This is a genomic window from Bradyrhizobium sp. Leo78, from assembly GCF_059512425.1.
Genome location: NZ_JCAMOT010000015.1, coordinates 82,097 through 98,899, shown reverse-complemented (window position 1 = coordinate 98,899; position 16,803 = coordinate 82,097). Strand labels below are relative to the sequence as shown.

16 protein-coding genes and 1 pseudogene are annotated in these 16,803 nt (G+C 63.6%); 8 read left to right on the top strand and 9 right to left on the bottom strand.

Annotation, left to right across the window (positions count from 1 at the left end; translation table 11 throughout):
- From pqqD to pip, 3 genes are read left to right on the top strand one after another with little or no spacing between them, the layout of a single operon-like run.
- Positions 1-309, top strand: a complete 309-nt coding sequence (gene pqqD, locus AC5ZG1_RS20235) for a pyrroloquinoline quinone biosynthesis peptide chaperone PqqD (RefSeq protein ID WP_130231453.1) — start codon at positions 1-3, stop codon at positions 307-309.
- A complete protein-coding gene (gene pqqE / locus AC5ZG1_RS20230; RefSeq protein ID WP_496133867.1) occupies positions 306-1,511 on the top strand; it encodes a pyrroloquinoline quinone biosynthesis protein PqqE in 1,206 nt (401 codons plus the stop codon). Before pqqD ends, pqqE begins: the two co-directional genes overlap by 4 nt.
- A complete protein-coding gene (gene pip / locus AC5ZG1_RS20225) occupies positions 1,501-2,487 on the top strand; it encodes a prolyl aminopeptidase (RefSeq protein WP_496133866.1) in 987 nt (328 codons plus the stop codon). Before pqqE ends, pip begins: the two co-directional genes overlap by 11 nt.
- A gap of 28 nt (positions 2,488-2,515) precedes the next feature.
- Here pip and AC5ZG1_RS20220 read toward each other — a convergent pair whose 3' ends face one another.
- The gene (locus tag AC5ZG1_RS20220) at positions 2,516-4,819 is read right to left on the bottom strand and encodes a caspase family protein (protein WP_496133865.1); all 2,304 of its coding nucleotides are present in this window, start codon (positions 4,817-4,819) and stop codon (positions 2,516-2,518) included.
- Positions 4,820-5,176: 357 nt separating this feature from the next.
- On the opposite strand from AC5ZG1_RS20220, the gene AC5ZG1_RS20215 reads away from it, so the two are divergent.
- Positions 5,177-5,614: a hypothetical protein gene (locus tag AC5ZG1_RS20215; protein WP_456642035.1), complete on the top strand. Its 438-nt coding sequence runs from the start codon at positions 5,177-5,179 to the stop codon at positions 5,612-5,614.
- A 41-nt stretch (positions 5,615-5,655) separates the two neighbouring features.
- Here AC5ZG1_RS20215 and AC5ZG1_RS20210 read toward each other — a convergent pair whose 3' ends face one another.
- From AC5ZG1_RS20210 to AC5ZG1_RS20195, 4 genes are all read right to left on the bottom strand, one after another.
- Entirely contained in the window at positions 5,656-6,417 is a 762-nt protein-coding gene (locus AC5ZG1_RS20210) for an SDR family NAD(P)-dependent oxidoreductase (protein WP_496133864.1), read from the bottom strand.
- Positions 6,418-6,491: 74 nt separating this feature from the next.
- Positions 6,492-7,187 (bottom strand): RibD family protein, encoded by a 696-nt coding sequence (locus AC5ZG1_RS20205; RefSeq protein ID WP_496133863.1) that lies wholly within the window; start codon positions 7,185-7,187, stop codon positions 6,492-6,494.
- A gap of 28 nt (positions 7,188-7,215) precedes the next feature.
- Complete coding sequence (locus tag AC5ZG1_RS20200; protein ID WP_496133907.1) at positions 7,216-7,611, bottom strand: (R)-mandelonitrile lyase; 396 nt, start codon at positions 7,609-7,611, stop codon at positions 7,216-7,218.
- A 123-nt stretch (positions 7,612-7,734) separates the two neighbouring features.
- Entirely contained in the window at positions 7,735-8,514 is a 780-nt protein-coding gene (locus AC5ZG1_RS20195; protein ID WP_496133862.1) for a carboxymuconolactone decarboxylase family protein, read from the bottom strand.
- 116 nt (positions 8,515-8,630) lie between these two features.
- Here AC5ZG1_RS20195 and AC5ZG1_RS20190 point away from each other — a divergent pair, with 116 nt between their 5' ends.
- On the top strand, positions 8,631-9,530 hold the full coding sequence (locus AC5ZG1_RS20190) for a LysR family transcriptional regulator (RefSeq protein ID WP_496133861.1): 900 nt from the start codon (positions 8,631-8,633) through the stop codon (positions 9,528-9,530).
- 120 nt (positions 9,531-9,650) lie between these two features.
- Here AC5ZG1_RS20190 and AC5ZG1_RS20185 read toward each other — a convergent pair whose 3' ends face one another.
- Both AC5ZG1_RS20185 and AC5ZG1_RS20180 read right to left on the bottom strand, forming a co-directional pair.
- Entirely contained in the window at positions 9,651-10,445 is a 795-nt protein-coding gene (locus tag AC5ZG1_RS20185) for an alpha/beta fold hydrolase (RefSeq protein ID WP_496133860.1), read from the bottom strand.
- Between the two features lie 120 nt (positions 10,446-10,565).
- On the bottom strand, positions 10,566-11,075 hold the full coding sequence (locus AC5ZG1_RS20180) for a DUF4269 domain-containing protein (protein WP_456642041.1): 510 nt from the start codon (positions 11,073-11,075) through the stop codon (positions 10,566-10,568).
- 205 nt (positions 11,076-11,280) lie between these two features.
- On the opposite strand from AC5ZG1_RS20180, the pseudogene AC5ZG1_RS20175 reads away from it, so the two are divergent.
- A pseudogene (locus tag AC5ZG1_RS20175) lies at positions 11,281-12,023 on the top strand (SDR family oxidoreductase).
- Positions 12,024-12,071: 48 nt separating this feature from the next.
- Here the strand turns inward: AC5ZG1_RS20175 and AC5ZG1_RS20170 are convergent.
- Together AC5ZG1_RS20170 and AC5ZG1_RS20165 are read right to left on the bottom strand one after the other, a co-directional pair.
- Positions 12,072-13,088, bottom strand: a complete 1,017-nt coding sequence (locus AC5ZG1_RS20170; RefSeq protein WP_496133859.1) for a methyltransferase — start codon at positions 13,086-13,088, stop codon at positions 12,072-12,074.
- 49 nt (positions 13,089-13,137) lie between these two features.
- The gene (locus AC5ZG1_RS20165; protein ID WP_130224433.1) at positions 13,138-14,118 is read right to left on the bottom strand and encodes a Bug family tripartite tricarboxylate transporter substrate binding protein; all 981 of its coding nucleotides are present in this window, start codon (positions 14,116-14,118) and stop codon (positions 13,138-13,140) included.
- Positions 14,119-14,281: 163 nt separating this feature from the next.
- Between AC5ZG1_RS20165 and AC5ZG1_RS20160 the strand changes: the two genes are divergently transcribed.
- Together AC5ZG1_RS20160 and AC5ZG1_RS20155 are read left to right on the top strand one after the other, a co-directional pair.
- Entirely contained in the window at positions 14,282-15,853 is a 1,572-nt protein-coding gene (locus AC5ZG1_RS20160; protein ID WP_496133858.1) for a winged helix-turn-helix domain-containing tetratricopeptide repeat protein, read from the top strand.
- Positions 15,854-15,899: 46 nt separating this feature from the next.
- Positions 15,900-16,571 (top strand): hypothetical protein, encoded by a 672-nt coding sequence (locus AC5ZG1_RS20155; RefSeq protein ID WP_456642046.1) that lies wholly within the window; start codon positions 15,900-15,902, stop codon positions 16,569-16,571.
- The last annotated feature ends 232 nt before the right edge of the window (positions 16,572-16,803 follow it).

Here is a 16,803-nt window from a genome sequence, read left to right as displayed (position 1 = left end):
ATGGCGGGCCGCAACATCAACGTCAGCGAGACAAGCCGGCCGAAATTGCCGCGGCATGCCAAGCTGAAGTTCGACGAGACACGGCAGGTCTGGGTGATCCTGGCGCCGGAACGCGTGCTGGCGCCGGATGAGATCGCGGTCGAAGTGCTGCAGCTCTGCGACGGCGAGCGCAGCGTCGCCGACATGGTCGATCAGCTCGCGGCGAAATACGCCGCACCGCGCGAGGCGATCGCGACCGACGTGATCGCGATGCTGCAGGACCTCGCGGACAAGGGTTTTCTGAGCGAAGCACGGGAGAAGACGCCATGAGCGACATTCTCACCGACGGCAAGACAACGGCCGCGCCGAATGATGGGCTGGCGGTGCTGGAGCAGCACCGCTCGACGGCGACGAGCTATGGCATTCCGCTGGCGGTGCTCGCAGAGCTGACGCACCGCTGCCCGCTGCAATGCCCCTATTGCTCCAACCCGGTCGAGCTCGACCGTGCCGGCAGCGAGCTCACCACGGAGGAATGGAAGAAGGTGATGACCGAGCTCGTCGAGCTCGGCGTGCTGCAGATCCATTTCTCCGGCGGCGAGCCGACCGCGCGCAAGGATCTCGTCGAGCTGGTGCAGCATGCTAATGACGTCGGGCTCTACACTAACCTGATTACGTCGGCGGTGCTGCTGACGAAAGAAAAGCTGGCGGCGCTCGCCGATGCCGGCCTCTGCCACGTGCAGATCAGCTTCCAGGGCAACGAGCCTGTTGTCGCCGACCGCGTTGCGGGCCTGAAAAATTCGCACGAGAAGAAGATCCAGGCCGCCAAATGGACGCGCGAGCGCGACCTGCCGCTCACCGTCAATGCGGTGATGCACCGCCAGAACCTGCACCAGCTTTCCGATATCATCCAGATGGCGGTCGATCTCGACGCCGACCGGCTCGAGGTCGCCAACGTCCAGTATTACGGCTGGGCGCTGAAGAACCGCGCCGCCTTGATGCCGACGATCGCGCAGATCGAGGAGACCAGCCGCATCGTCGAGGAGGCGCAGGCCCGGCTGAAGGGCGTGCTCGCAATCGACTATGTGGTGCCGGACTATTATGCGCTGCGGCCGAAGAAGTGCATGGGCGGCTGGGGCCGGCAGTTCTTCAACATCTCGCCGGCCGGCAAGGTGCTGCCGTGCCATGCCGCCGAAAGCATCACCGGGCTCCAGTTCGAATCCGTGCGCTCGAACCATTCGATCGCCTGGATCTGGCAGAACTCGGAAGCCTTCAACCGCTATCGCGGCACCGGTTGGATGCCCGAGCCGTGCAAATCCTGCGAATTCCGCGAGATCGACTACGGCGGCTGCCGCTGCCAGGCCTTTGCGCTGACCGGCGATGCCGGCAACACCGATCCGGCCTGCACGCTGTCGCCGATGCACGAGAAGATCTTCAAGCTCGCGGAGACCGAGGCGGCCGGTGGCAACAACCGCTTCCTCTATCGCAATTTCGCCGGCGGCACGCTGGAGACGGAAGGCGACCATGGCGCCTGACGCCGAGGCGGGCAAAGCATCGCGCCGCACGGATCCCTTCGCGCCACTGACCTCCGAATTCTTAGGCGTCGGCGACGACCACGAGATCTATGTCGAGAGCGTCGGCCGCGAGGGCGGCGTGCCTGCGGTCTATCTGCATGGCGGCCCCGGCAGCGGCTGCCAGCCGGATCACCGTCGCCTGTTCGATCCCGAGCGTTTTCACGCGGTGCTGTTCGACCAGCGCGGTGCCGGACGCAGCCGCCCCAAAGGAAAGCGCGAGGCCAACACGCTGCCGCTTTTGATCGCGGACATGGAGGCGATCCGGCAGAAATTCGGTTTCGAGCGCTGGCTGGTGGTCGGCGGCTCCTGGGGCGCGACGCTCGCGCTGGCCTATGCGGAGGCGCATCCCGATCGCGTCACCGGCTTGGTGCTGCGCGCGACCTTCCTCGGCACGCGCACTGAGCTGGAAGGCGCCTTCCTCGACACGCTGCCGCGCTTCTATCCCGCGCTGTCGGCGGACTTCCTGAGCGTTCTGCCGGCCGAAGAACGCGAGCAACCACTCGAGGCCTATTGGCGCCGCATCCTCGATGCCGACGCGGCGGTGCACGGCCCGGCCGCGCGCGCCTGGCATGACACCGAGCACATCCTCTCCGTCCACGCGCCCAGCCGGACACGGCTCGATCTCGCCTCGCTGAACTCGTCGCGCGCCTTGCCCGCGACGCCGATCATGGAGGCGCATTACTTCGCCAATGACTGCTTCATGGCACCCGACCAGTTGATGAACGAAGCTGGCAAGCTTGCAGGAATTCCCGGCATCCTGGTGCAGGGCCGCTATGATCTGCTGTGTCCGCCGGCCACCTCGTTCGCGCTGGCCGCGCGCTGGCGAGAGGCCGAAGTCCGCATCGTCGAAGGCGCCGGGCACATCTTGTACGACCCCGGCGTCCGCGATGCCGTGATGAGGGCAATCTCCGACCTCGCCTCGCGCAAGTCGGATTGATATCGCCGAGGCCCGCGCTTCACACCGGTCAATGCTGAGGGCACCCGCCAGGCGGGCAGGCAGCTCCGCCGCGCCCCGCCGGAGCAGCGGGCCGCGCCGGTGGCGCCGCGCGCTGCACCTGATGCATCTGCGGCGGCGGTGATGCGACCCGCGGCGGTGGCGGCGCGGCTGCCCGCGGCGGTGGCGCCGCAACGCGCGGAGCAGGAGCTGGCGGCGGTGCGACCGCCGCACGCGCGGGCGGCGGTGTCCGCGCCGCTGCCGGCGGCGGTGACGGGCGATGCGCGGCAGCCGGCGGAGCGACGGAAGGCGTCGGCCTTGCCAATGCGGTTGCCGCAGGCGCGTGGCGCGACGGCGGCGCGCCAGCGGCCCTCGGAACATCCGCCAGCCGTGCGGCCGATGGGCGCTGCCCGGGCGCACTCCGATTGAGTTTCGTGTCAGTCGGCGCAGCGGCCGCGCTCGGCGAAGCTCCCGGCCTGGTCGCATTCGGCTGCGCGGCCGTGGCAGGTGCCGTCGCGGTCTGCGGCGAAGGCCGCCCCTTGGTCCCAGCCGGCGCATTGGCGCCAGCCGCGTTGGGAGCTGTGCCGGGCGGCGACGTCAGTCTCGACGCCTTGGTGCCCGCATCAGGTTGCGCGGCGGTCGCGGGCGGCGGCGCCTGCGGCAATGGCTGCCTTCCGGCGCCTGGCAATGCATTCGCGCCGGGAGTGTTGGGTGCCGCACCCGGCGTGGCTTGTGTCGGCGCACGCGGCGCAAACTTGGTGCCCAGCGCCGACTGACCGGCGCCCTGCGGCGATGGCTGGACCAGATTAGCCCGCTGCGCCGCGGCCGGCGGCAGCGATGGCGCTATCGCCGGTCGAGCTGCGCCACCACTGAACTTCGTTCCGAGCGCGCCGAGCTGCGCCGGAGTTGGGTTCGGATTGTTGATGACGTTGTTGATGATCGTCGTGTTGTGGATGTTGGCGAACACGATGTTGTTCGGCGGCGGCGCAACATAGATCGGCGGCCGGACAAAGACCGGGATCGGCACGAACAGCGGAACAGGCAGCACGAACACATCCACCGGAGGCGGCGGTGGCGCCAGCACCACGAAATCCGGCGGCGGTGGCGGCAGGAAGAACACCGGCGGCGGCGGTGGCGGCGCAAAGGCGTACACCGGATCATCGAAGTAGAGCACCGGCCGGTCGTCCACATACGTCAACTCGTCGGGCGGCGGCGGCCCAACGTCGTAGTCGATCGGCGCAAAGGACGGCGGCGGCTCCAGCGCCGCCGAAAGGATTGTAAGACGCCGCCGCGCATCGGCCGCATGAGGGCCGCGCGGATAGCGATGGAGATAGGACCAATAGGCATCCGGCGAATCGGTGCGATAGCTCCGACCCCAGGTGATCGCCTCGCGCCGCGCGGCAACGATCGCCCTCACCCGCTTGGCGAGCGGATCATTCGGAAACGCCTGCAGGAAGTCCTCGTAGCCCTGCAGCGTGTCGCGCTCGAGCGCCGCGGCATAAGCGTCCTTGGCCTCGAAGTCGCGGATCGGCTTGTCGCGGGCGCTGGCATCGACCTGGGTCGGCGGCGCGTCCTGCTGCCGTTCGAAGAACATGAAGGGCGTGTCGATCTTCTGCGCGTTCCACGGAATCTGCGCGCCCTTGGTCATCTCGCTGACGCGCAGGCGGACGCGGTCGAACAGTTCAGGCAGCCGCAGGCCGCCAGCGCGGATCATCTCCGCGAGCGCCTGCGCGTAGGCGCCGTAAGGCGGCTGTCCCTCGGGCGCGATCGTGCCGGGTGCGGCATTGAACGCCACCAGCATCTTCGCGTCGGGCTCGACCAGCGCGAGGCCGCCGGCGAGCGGCTGCCCCTCCTTGGCGAAGGAATTCGCACGCGCGCCATCGAGCACGATGATGTTGGCCTTCACCGGCAGCGCCGAGAGCTGGCGCATGTAGTCCGACAGCCGCAGGCCTTCGACCGGCACATCGATGTCGCGGGCGATCTTCGCATCGACCGGAATGAAATAATTCTCACCGGTAAGCTGCACGCCATAGCCGGCGAGATAGACAAAGGCGACCGTGTTCGGTCCCGCCTCCTGCACCTTCTGCACGAACTCACGGAACGACTTCCGCAGCGTCTCGCCGTCGAGGTCGCGCGCACCGACGACGTCAAAGCCCGCGGCCTGCAGCGTCTGCGCCACGAGGCCCGCATCGTTGGCCGCCGTCGGCAGCGCGCCGGACGCGTAGGCGCCATTGCCGATCACCAGCGCGAGCCGCTTCTCCTGCTCTTGCGCCTGTGCGGGCAGCGCGATCGATGACACCAGGCCGATGAACAATGCGAGCAGAATGCGCGTCATGATCGTATCCCCTATCGGATGCCAATCGATTGGATTCCTCGACGGGTGAACCACGGCTGAACAGGAATTACGCCAATTATGGCAATCCTTGGCCTGCCCTGTACGTTCCACTGGCTTTTCGTCGCGGCCCTTTCGGCGCGATCAGCGAATGGAACCGTGGCTAGGGTCGCCTGCACTGAAGCTGTCAGCGCTCAGCATGATTCCGCTGCTCAGGTTAGGATTCGGAGCCGGCGCATTTTCATGCGGACAAAGACCGCGTTGATCTAACTCAAGCGTTCTTCCGCGTGATCAGGATTGTCTCTCGTTTCAAGCTCGGAGTCCGACCTCAGCTCGTTCAAAACACGGGGACCAGGTCTTATGCGCGACCTTCGCAGTGCAATTGCATCCAGCCTGATGGCATTCGCCGCGTGGACGGTAACGACCAGTCCGTCACCGGCGGACACTGGCAGCGTGCATGTCCTCTTCTCCAAGGCCGGAATCATCGCCACCGTCGGCAATGGTACAGGCGTGCTGACATTCCACGGCAAAAAATATCCCTTCGATGTTTCGGGCGCGAGTTTTGGCGCGACGCTTGCGCTGTCAATTGATGAGTTCGTCGGGCAGGCCCAGAACCTGCACAATCCCGCCGATCTGGCAGGCACCTACACTGCGGTCGGAGCCGGAGGTGCTCTCGTGGCCGGAGCCGGCGCTGTGCGCTTGCAGAATGCGAATGGCGTCGTCCTGGTGCTTAGCGGACCGAGGTTAGGAGTGGAGCTCTCGGCCAGCCTGGCCCGCATCACCATTACGATGAAGTGACCGGGACCTACCGTCTGTGAAGCGTCTTCCGCTGGTCGTATTCAGTGCGCGGTAAACCCGCCATCCACCACGAGCGCATGCCCGATCACGAAGCTTGCGCCGGGGCTGCACAGCCAGAGTACGGCAGACGCGATCTCATCGGGGCGACCAAGCCGACCGATCGGTTGATCCCGCAGGATTTCCTTCATCGCTTCCGGTTCTTTGGAGAGCATCTCGGAAACCATGGGGGTGTCGATGGTGCCTGGGCACACCGCGTTGATGCGAATGCCGCGCGCTGCATATTCGAGCGCAGCACTCCTGGTCAGCCCAATCACTCCATGTTTGGTGGCGTGGTAAGCCGCACGCCCTGGCAGACCTATCAGGCCGCCAATGGACGAGCAATTGACGATGGCGCCGCGGCCCTGCTCTCGCATGTGGTTGAGCTCATGCTTCATACAGGTCCAGACGCCGCGTAAATTGATGGCATTGACCCGATCGAATTCTTCGCCCGAGACGTCGGCAGTCTCGATCGCAGGCGACTGCACGCCGGCATTGTTGAACGCGGCATCCACCCGCCCGAATTCCGATACGGTCCGTTCGACCGCTGCGGCGACGTCACCTTCATCTGCAACGTTGCATTGAATCCCGATCGCCTTATGGCCGGCCGCCGCCAACTCATCGGCGGCTCGGCGGACGGCATCTTCGCGGACATCGACGAGCGCGACGGCCGCGCCGGCCTCCGCGAAAGCTCTGGCGGTGGCCAAACCCATGCCGGATGCAGCGCCTGTGATCAGCGCCACTTGGTTCTTGAAAGACAGATACACTGAACTTCCTCCGTTAGTGCTTGTGTAGAGGACGGGCGGCCCGTTCAAGGCCGATTGAGATGCAGGCGCTTGGATCATTCATTCTGCAGCTTGTAGCGCAGCCAGATGATGCCGCCCTCGAGCACCTGATGGTTCTCGAGAGTCATCGATCGGACGGGCGCCGATCGTCCCTGCTCCTTCTCCAGCGAGTCGAACACGGCCGGCGCGCCCTTCGCGCCGTCTACCGTCGGAAACAGGATCAGGCTCACCTCGTCGACGAGCCCTCCTCGCAGGAAGGCACCGTTGGTGATGCCGCCGCCTTCCAGCAACAGACGTTTCACGCCGAGTTCGCGGTTCAGGACGTCCAACGTCAGCGGCAGATCGAGTTGTTGCTTTCCGCCGAAGACGTAGGAGATCCCCTCGCTGCGAAGTCCCCCCAAATGTGCATCCGAGACCTCCTCCGTCAGCACGACGACGATGGGATCATTGCCGATGTCCGAGCGGCCCCACACGATCTTCCCATGCGCGTCCAGCACGATGCCGTAGGCCTTTGCGTCGCGATGCGCGAGCCAGGGCTCGCGCGGGAAGACATCCTTTGTGGACGAGGGATACTTGCTGCCCTTGGCATATTCCTGACCGGTTGTGCGTCCGACCAGCCAGGCGTCGCCTCCGAGCTCTTCGTGCAATCGGTCGAACAGCCCTGGCGACACGCTGGCCTCAGGACTCCAACGGCTGAGAAGCGTGCGGCCATCGATGCTCGCTGCCATGTGGCAGATGACGTAGGGCTTCATTCGCTCTCTCCATCCAATCGCGGCTCGATCACTTGCGGTACTGCTCGTCGCTGACCTTCTCCATCCAGTCGACGTTCTTGCCCTCGAGCGATTCCTGGATGGCGATGTGGGTCATTGCAGTGGTCGGCGTCGCTCCGTGCCAGTGCCTCAGGCCTGGCGGGAACCACACGACGTCGCCCGGCCGCACCTCCTCGATCGGTCCGCCGTCGCGCTGCACCCATCCCAGTCCCGAGGTGATAATCAATGTCTGGCCGAGCGGATGCGTGTGCCAGGCGGTCCGGGCACCGGGCTCAAAGGTGACCTGTCCGGCGCCGACCCGCGCCGGATCGGGCGCCTGAAACAACGGATCGACGCGGACCGAACCGGTGAACCAGTCCGGCGAGCCCTTCGTGGAGGGCCGCGACCCATTTCGCTTGATCTCGATATCCATGTCTCCACTCCTTCGCTCGGTGGTCGACTTTTCCGCCGCAGCCGTGCCGATCACGGTCAGGGCGAAGCCCGCGCTGCTAGCGATCAATCGTCGACGCGAGTACGTCCGGATCATGTGCTAGCGGGGTCGCTTCTCAATCACTTCCTTGACCACGGGCGCCGCGGAGAACGCATTGGGCCAGCCGGCATAGAAGGCCAGATGACCGAGAACCTCTCCGGCCTCTTCCCGCGTCAATCCGTTATCCATCGCCCGGTTCAGGTGATAGGTGATTTGAGCGACCTGCCCGGTCGCGACGAGCGCGCTTACGGTGACGAGGCTGCGGTCCCGAGGAGCCAGGCCCGGTCTCAGCCAGAGATCGCGGAACAGCACGTCAGTCGTGTACTGCACAAGGCTCGGGCTGATCCCGCCGAACTGCTGCCCGACGCGCGTCGCCCGCTGCGCCTCCGCAGCCTCGTCGAGGGGCAGTTGCGGTCCGGACGCCGGCGGGAGCTGATCGGCTCCGATGTTGCGGCTCCTGAAGACCTCGCGCGCAGCCGGGATCGCGTTCATTGCATTCGCCCAGCCGGTGTAGAACGCCAGATGCGTGATGATTTCCGAGAGCTCCGAGGGCTTCACGCCATTGTCGATGGCGAGATCGAGATAGCATGGCAGCTCGACCGTCTGGGCGCGGGCGATCAGGGCTGCGACGGCCACGATGCTGCGATCCCGCGCCGAGAGGCCGGGCCTCTTCCAGAGATCGCCAAGCACAACGCCTTGCGCGTAATTTTCGAGGGCGGGCGCGACCGCCCGAAGATCTTGGGGCGTGGGCATCGTTCTTGCTCCATTGGTTGCGGACGTCTGGGCCGAAGCCTGCGCCATCAGACAGAGTGAGACGGCGGCGGCTGCGAGCACTCTCATGGAGAACTCTCCTCGGTAGCAGATGGCTGGGTCAGCGATCGCGGGCGAACGTAGCGCTTTGGGCATTCGAGGATTAGATGATAAAATCCGATCAGATTTATCGGAGTGGCCTATAAATGGACCGCGAGAACGCGAGCGATCTACTTGCCTTTCTGGCAGTGGCGCGGGAGCGAAGTTTCACCCGGGCGGCGGCAAAGCTCGGAATCTCGCAACCGACCCTCAGTGAGATCGTCCGCGGCCTGGAAGAGCGGTTGGGTGTCCGCTTGCTGAACCGCACGACCCGGAGCGTCACACCAACTCAGGCCGGCGAACGGCTGTTCCTGAAGATCGGGCCCAAGTTCGACGAGATGGATGTCGAGCTGGCGGCCTTGGGCGAACTGCGCGAGAAGCCGGCAGGCACGATCCGGATCACCGCCACGGAACATGCCGCGGACGCGATCCTGATGCCTGCCCTGGCGAACATCCTGCCGCACTACCCGGATATCAAGGTCGAGGTGCTGATCGACTACGGTCTCACCAACATCGTCGCGGCCCAGTACGACGCCGGGATTCGGCCGGGCGAATTGGTGGCAAAGGACATGATCGCCGTGCGTGTGGGTCCGGACCTGCGCATGGCGGTCGTGGGCGCGCCCTCCTACTTCTCCAACCGGAAGCGGCCGCGGACGCCGCAGGATCTGACCCATCACAACTGCATCAACCTTCGCCTGCCCACGCATGGTGGGAGCCTCTATGCCTGGGAATTCGAGAAGAACGGGCGTGAAGTGAATGTGCGCGTCGAGGGCCAGCTTGTCTTCAATGGCGCCGGCGCGCTCCTTAGCGCCGCCTTGAAAGGCTTCGGGCTCGCCTACCTGACCGAGCAGCATGTGCAGCCGTATTTGTCGAGCGGCCAGCTTGTGCGCGTCCTGTCGGACTGGTGCCCGCCGTTCTCCGGCTATCACCTCTATTATCCGAGCCGCAGGCAGCCATCGCCGGCGTTCTCGCTATTGGTCGATGCGCTTCGGTACCGCCGCAAATGATCGCTGCTGGAGTTTTGTCGAGGCGCGCCAAAGCCGCAGCGTTTCAGCCACGGCCTTGGACTGGATCACGTGCACGCTCAGCAGCACCTTCTGACATGTCCACCTTCACACCTTCAGCGTTCACGAGACGAGAGGATGTCGTTCAAGGAAGTCCTTGATGGCTGCGTTCACGGGTCCCGGGTTCGTCATGTTGACTGAGTGACCGCCCGCAATCAGGATCAGTTCCGCATTGGGGATTGCTGCCTTCATGGCTTGCGCCCTCGAAAGTGGAATGGCGGCATCAGCATCGCCATGGATGACCAGTGCGGGGACGCGGATCGAGGAGATCTTGTCGCTGATGTCGTCTCGGCGAGCGAGCGTGTCGAGACAGCTCAAGAGATTTGGCGCGGTCATGGCACGCCACTTTTCCCTCCATGCGGAGGCGCCAGGCCAGTTGGGACCGAAAATGATGTGCTCGACCGTGGTGGCGATTTCGTCCGGCAGCTTGCCCGCGATCCATGCACCGAGCAGCGCGCGATAGCTCGCGAGTGTTTTCGGATCATCTACGCCCGCCTGCGTTGCGATCAAGACCAAGGCACGGACGCGCTCAGGATGCATCAGGGCGCATCTCATACCGAGGAAGGAGCCCTGAGACACGCCGACGAGAATGGCGCTGTCGATGCCTAGAAACGCAAGGAGTGCGGAGAGATCGTTTGCGGAATCGTAGTAAGAAAAGGCAGGCAATGTTTCCGTGGCAGTCTTCCCATGCCCGCGCTCGTCCCACACGATGCAGCGGTACCTGTCCCGGAACGCCGTCACCTGCGGTGAGAACATGGTGCCGTCAAGCAACAGTCCGTGTGAGAAGACAATCGCCGGGCCAGGCCCGCCCGTATCCTCGTAATAGAGCCGCTGACCGTTAACGTCCGCGTAAGGCACTTCTGTCTCCTGCTTGCCATTCTCCGTCGTTGAAGCATGCGATATCGGTCTGGCAAAGGCGACGGAATTTGAGCTACGGCGGTAACAGAGCGGCTCGCCAGCGGTGCGTCGGACAATTCCTCACAATGAGTTCAGCCGAGCGCGCAACTGAATGTCGGTCTCGGACGCGAGTTCGAGCAGGCCGCGATAGGGATCGCCGTCTATCCCAAGAACGGCTGCGAAGGCGGGCTCGGTCTTGATCCCGAGCGACCTTTGCTGAAGGACGGCCTTGCGGAGGCGTCCGTCGTCGAGCGCCAGCAATCTTCTTTCGATCTCGAAATGCAACCAGCCGTCCTGCTGATCCACCGGCCGAGTGTCGCCGAACACCTCGAAGGGCCACCCGCTCCATTCGAAGCGAGCGACCACCGGTCGTCCCGAGGAGGTCCACTGATAAAGACGGAAGCCATCGCAGGATTGGTATTGTTTCCAGATCGCCTCGGCAAAGACCGCCGGGTCAAATGCGTGACAGACGATGTCGATATCGCTGCCCGGCACGGAAATCGCCAAGGGAAGAGTGCCGACGACATGGGGATCGAACGCACGGAGCATATCCAACACACCTGAGCTACTGATCGCGACTTCGTATTCCATCGTTGCTCGCCGAGGCACGAACCGCCGTCACGCCGGCTCTCAGCCTTTCAGCATTCGCAGTACCACATTTCATGCGATCCTCCATCATCGCTCCCAAGAGTTGCTGGACGTAGCGGCTCGTGAGATATTTGCGCACCTGTTGGCGAGCCGTCCCAGTCGTCAATCCGGAACTACTCGCCTTCGTCAAACGCTGAGGGAGAGTGTCATGAAGATCATCGTCATCGGCGGCACCGGGCTGATCGGATCGAAGCTGGTCGCAAAACTCAGCCAACAGGGACACGAGGCCGTGCCGGCCTCTCCGCGGTCGGGCGTGAACGCGGTGACGGGAGAAGGGCTCGCGGCCGCGCTCACCGGCGCGCAAGTCGTGGTGGACGTTTCCAATTCGCCATCCTGGGAACCTGCCGCAGTGCTCGACTTTTTCGAGCGTTCCACCCGCAATCTCGTTGCTGCGGAAACCGCAGCCGGCGTGACGCATCACGTCGCGCTATCGATTGTCGGGACCGACCGCTCGCCGGATATCGCCTATTTTCGTGCCAAGATCGCGCAGGAGACACTGATCAAATCGTCCGGCGTTCCCTACTCCATCGTCCGCGCGACCCAGTTCTTCGAATTCCTGAGCGCCATCGCCGAAACCGGAGCGATCGGGAACAGGATTGTCGTTCCGTCGGCCCTGTTCCAGCCGATCGCGGCCGACGAGTCGTTGACTGCCTGGCAGAGGTTGCGATTGGGCAGCCGCTGAACGCCACGATAGATATAGCAGGCCCGGAGAAGGCGCCCTTCAATGAATTCGTTGCGCGCCGCCTGAAGGCATCAGGCGACAGCCGGCTCGTTTTCGGCGATCCAACCGCGGAGTATTATGGCGCGCCGATCGACGATGCCTCGCTGACGCCCAGCGGTACAGCCAGGCTTGGACCAACCCGCCTGGAGGCTTGGCTCGCGAGACTTTAACGTCGGTCGAGGCTCGGCTGACCCAGACTCGGAGTTTCCGCACCGACCTCAGTTCGTGATCTTGTCGAACTGAATCAGGCTGAACGAGCCGGCGCTGGAGAGCCCTGCAAAGGTGAAGCCGGCCGCCTCGGCAAGGGTGCGGTACTGGGCTTCGGTGCGCTCCAGGCCGCCCGGCTCCCGCAGCATGTTGAGGTCGCTCATGGCGTGCTCGCGATCTTGAGCGGCCGTTGTGGGAAGCTCCGGCATGATCCGCTCGATGATGATCAGCTTGCCGCCCACTGGAAGCGCATCCCGGCACTTGCGCAGTATGATCTCGCTCCGATCGTCCCTCCAATTATGGAGGATGCTCTTCATCAGGATTGTATCGGCGCCGCGCGGGACCGCCGCGAAGAAATCGCCGGCAACGAACCGGCAGCGGTCGGCGATGCCAACCCGATTGAAATGCGCTCGCGCCTCCTTCTCGCAGCGTGCAAGATCGCACGCTATTCCCGTGAGATACGGATTATGCAGCAGCACGCCGGCGATCAGCTCGCCTGAGCCGCCGCCGAGATCCATGACGACGCGCGCGGTCGAGAAATCGTAGGCCTGAACGATCTTCGGAACGAGGCTCCGCGTCAGACTGACCATCGCGGCATTGAACCGGCTGACGACTTCCGGCGAATTGCCCATCACAGCATAGCGATCGTGTCCCTCTCCCCGCATCTCGGTCGCGGTCTTCCCGGAGCGAACGGAATCGACAAGGCCGGCCCAGGATCGCACGAGGACTTCGCCTTCGAAGAGAACCCAGTCCTTGAAAGAGGGATTGGCATTGCGATCAAGCTGTCGGCCGAGGTCGGTAATCGTAAACCTGTCCCCGCCTGCCCGGTTGCAGACCCCAATCGTTGTCAGCGCAACGAGCAGCCTGCGCAGCGCGCTTTCGTCGGCGGACACCAACCGGGCAAGCTCGGCCATCGATTTTGCATCGTCTCCGATCGCCTCCGCGAGGTCGAGCTTGGCGGCGGCATAGATCGCCGCCGTCACGCGGTGGGACTGCACGAGATCGAATATCGATTCTGATCCGTTCATGTGTTCCTCCAACAGGATGAGAGCCCAGGACTGCAGTCGGTCGGAGTCTTCAATTGGTCGGAGTGAATCCCGTTGCTTGCACGATCGCTTTCCAGCGTTCGGATTCGGATGCGATCAGCCGGGCGAAGTCGCCCATCGCGATCGCGTCGGGCTCTACTGCCAGCTTTACCATGCCGGACCTTACCTCGTCGATGCGGAGGGCAGCCTGGATGGAATCATTGAGGCGCTCGACAATATCCGCCGGCGTCTGCGCGGGAACGAAAAACCCGTACCATGTGAGGTCCTCAAGCGAGGGATAGCCGAGTTCTCGCACCGTCGGCACATCAGGAAGAAACGGGCTGTGGCGCGGTCCGGTGGTCGCCAGCGCACGAAGATCTCCGGATCGGACGAGGCCGAGCGAGCTGCCGACCGGCATAATGGCCGATGCGATCTCTCCTTTGACCAAATCCTGGATCGCGCCATTGCCTTGATAGGGCACATGAAGAAAATCGAAGCCCGCGGTGCGGCCCAGCATCGCGCCAAGGAAATGCAGCGTGGTGCCGGCACCCGCCGTGCCGTAGGTGGCCTGCTTTGGGTTGGCGCGGCACCAGGCGACGAAATCTGCAAGGGTCCTTACGTCACCCGGCACCTTCGGACCGACCGTCAGCAAGGTCGGAGTCGAGGCGACGGTCGACACCGCCGTGAAATCCCGCGGCTCATACCTGAGCGTCTTGTAGACGTGCGGAAAGAGCATCATGAATCCAAGCGGCGCGAACAGCAGGACGGTTCCGTCGGCGTCAGCCGTCTTCACCGCCTCGACCGCGACACGGCCGGCGGCGCCTGGTCGGGTCTCGACCACGATCGTCTCCGCATAATCCTTCATCTGGCCGGCAACGAGCCTTGCCAGGGCATCCTGCAACCCCGGCGTAAAGCCCGTCAGTATATGCACGGTTCTTGCCGATGGTTGTGCGATGGCATGCTGCACGAGACCCGCGGCGGAGAACGCGACACCGGCCGCCGACACGGTCAACAAGTCACGACGTGTGATCATCAACTGTCTCCCAACCTGATCTCATTCCGCGCCTACTCTACCTTTGGATGTAGCACGACGAGGATGGACAGGCTTGGTCTCCGGCTTACTTTTTCCTTATCGTCGGCTTACTCTTGCGCTCGGGCATAAACTTCCATGATTGGCCGCCGTGCGGGGAAGTCGCTTGCGTTATTTTTTTGAAGATTTTTCATTTGATACCGCACGGCGCGAGCTGCGTCGCGGCGCGGATATCATCGCAGTCGCGCCGAAAGTATTCGACTTGCTTGGCTATCTGATCGGCAACCGGGACCGCGTTGTCAGCAAAGACGATCTCATCAAAGCCATCTGGCAAGGCCGCATCGTTTCGGATGTGGCCCTGACCACGCGCCTGAATGCTGCGCGCAGGGCGATTGGCGACTCCGGGGACGAACAGCGCCTCATCAGAACGTTTCCGCGCAAGGGTGTCCGTTTCATCGGCACGGTGCACGAAACGGCTGTGCCAGCGGGCGCAACGGTGTCGGACGGCTCGCCGAAACCGGGCTTTGCCATTCCTGATAAACCTTCGCTGGTCGTCCTGCCGTTCACCAATCTCAGCTCCGATCCCGAGCAGGAATATTTCGTCGACGGCGTGACCGAGAGCCTGACCACGGACCTGTCGCGCATGGTCGGGATCTTCGTGATCGGCCGCAACACCGCTTTCACCTACAAGGGCAAGCATGTCGATCTGAAGCAGATCGGTCGAGAACTCGGCGTTCGCTATGTCCTCGAGGGTTCCGTGCAGCGTAATGGAAGCCGCATGCGTATCAACGTTCAGCTCATTGATGCCGAGACCGGCAATCACCTGTGGGCCGAACGGTTCGACAAGCCGATCGCCGATCTCTTCGACATGCAGGATGAAATCGGCGCGCGTCTTGCCAATCAGCTTGGAACGGAATTGGTCACGGCTGAGGCGCGGCGGGCGGCGCAGGCGCCGCTTCCGGATTCGATGGACCTGTATTTCCAGGGCATGGCGTGTGTGAACCGGGGATCGGACCCGGCCAACCTGTCGCATGCGCGCAAGTTTTTCGAACAGGCCTTATGCCTGGACAACGGCAACATCGAAGCGATGGTTGGCATGGCGTTTGTCGATGCCATGCGGGGAACGTCCATGCAGACCGGCGACCGGACCGCACGCCTTCTGGCGGCCGAGACGTCTTTGACCAAGGTCCTGGCGTACGTGCCCAACCACGCGATGGCGCATTGCCTTCTTGGCGTCGTCCAGATTTTTACCAAGCGTGCCGCTCAGGGCATCGCCGAATGTGAGCGGGCCTTGGCGCTGGATCGAAATCTGGCCACAGCTTACGCATGGATTGGGCTTGGCAAATGTTATCTCGGTCGCGCCGAAGAAACTGAAGCCTACGTCATGGAAGCATTTCGGCTTTCGCCACGTGACAACCGAGCGTTCAGTTGGATGAATACAGCGGGTGTCGCGCAGTCCTATCTTGCAGCCGATGAAGCGGCTGCCTACTGGTTTAGGCGATCCATCGAGACCAACCGGAATGTCGCCGCGTTCGTTCACTTCTACCTTGCCGCGGCCTTGGCACATCTCGAGCGGATCGAGGAAGCACAGGCTTCGGTACAGGCGGGGCTGGCCCTCGATCCCGATTTCACGCTCTCCCACTTCCTCGGCATCGCGCCAATGGACAACCCGACCTGCCTCGCGCAGCGCGCACGGATCGCCGAAGGTATGCGCAAAGCAGGGCTACCGAACGGCTGAATAGGCGGACAGTAATTCCGCAGTTGGAAACTTCTGGAGAACACCAATGCCCTTGGCCGGAAAAGGCATGCTGCTGACGTCGATGGATATCGATCCCGCTGATGAGGCCGATTTCAATCGCTGGTATGACCGCGAGCATCTCGAGGAGCGCGTCGCCATCGATGGCTTCCTGGAGGCGCGTCGCTACGTCGCACATGAGGGAAAACCGAAATATCTCAGCCTCTACTCGACTGAGACCTTCGAGGTGTTGGATAGTCCGGCCTACCGCACGGCACTCGCCAACCAGACCGAATGGTCCAAGGCCAACATCGCGCGCTTCAAGAACATGATCCGCGGCGTCGCGCGCATCACCATCAGCCGGGGCACCGGCCGCGGCGCTGCGCTCGGCATCGTCCGGCTTCGTCCGCCCGGCGAAGGCAAAGACAGACTGCGCGAAGCGCTGCGCGACCGGCTCGATCCCGCCAAGCTCGATGGGATCATCTCCATCCATTTGATCGAAAACGACCCTGCCCTTTCGAAACCGCTGACATCAGATACATCGAATGCCGCCCCGGGCGCCGGAGACTGGTTCGTGCTGATTGACGCCACCGATGTAAGGGCCGTCCCGACCGCCTTGGCGCTGGTGACTGACAACGCCGCCTGCAAGCCGCTGGTGATCTCCAGCGGCACTTACCGGCTGATGTGGGACCTCGCCAAGAGCGACCTGCCCCGCGCGTAATCCGCGGCGGCGGTGTCACGAATTGTTGCACCGCCGCATAAAGCCTTCATGGAGCTGAGCGGCAGGCGCGTGCTGCACCGCGCGAATGCCTGATGTCGCGCAGAATTGGCTTGTGTGCCTGATCTGGAATGGCTCTAATAAGAGCCGTCTATGATGCAATTGGAAAACCAGAAGAACGCCCGTCCGTTGGGCGTTCGCAGGCAAAGATAAGGCCGCGCATCTGACTTTGGGC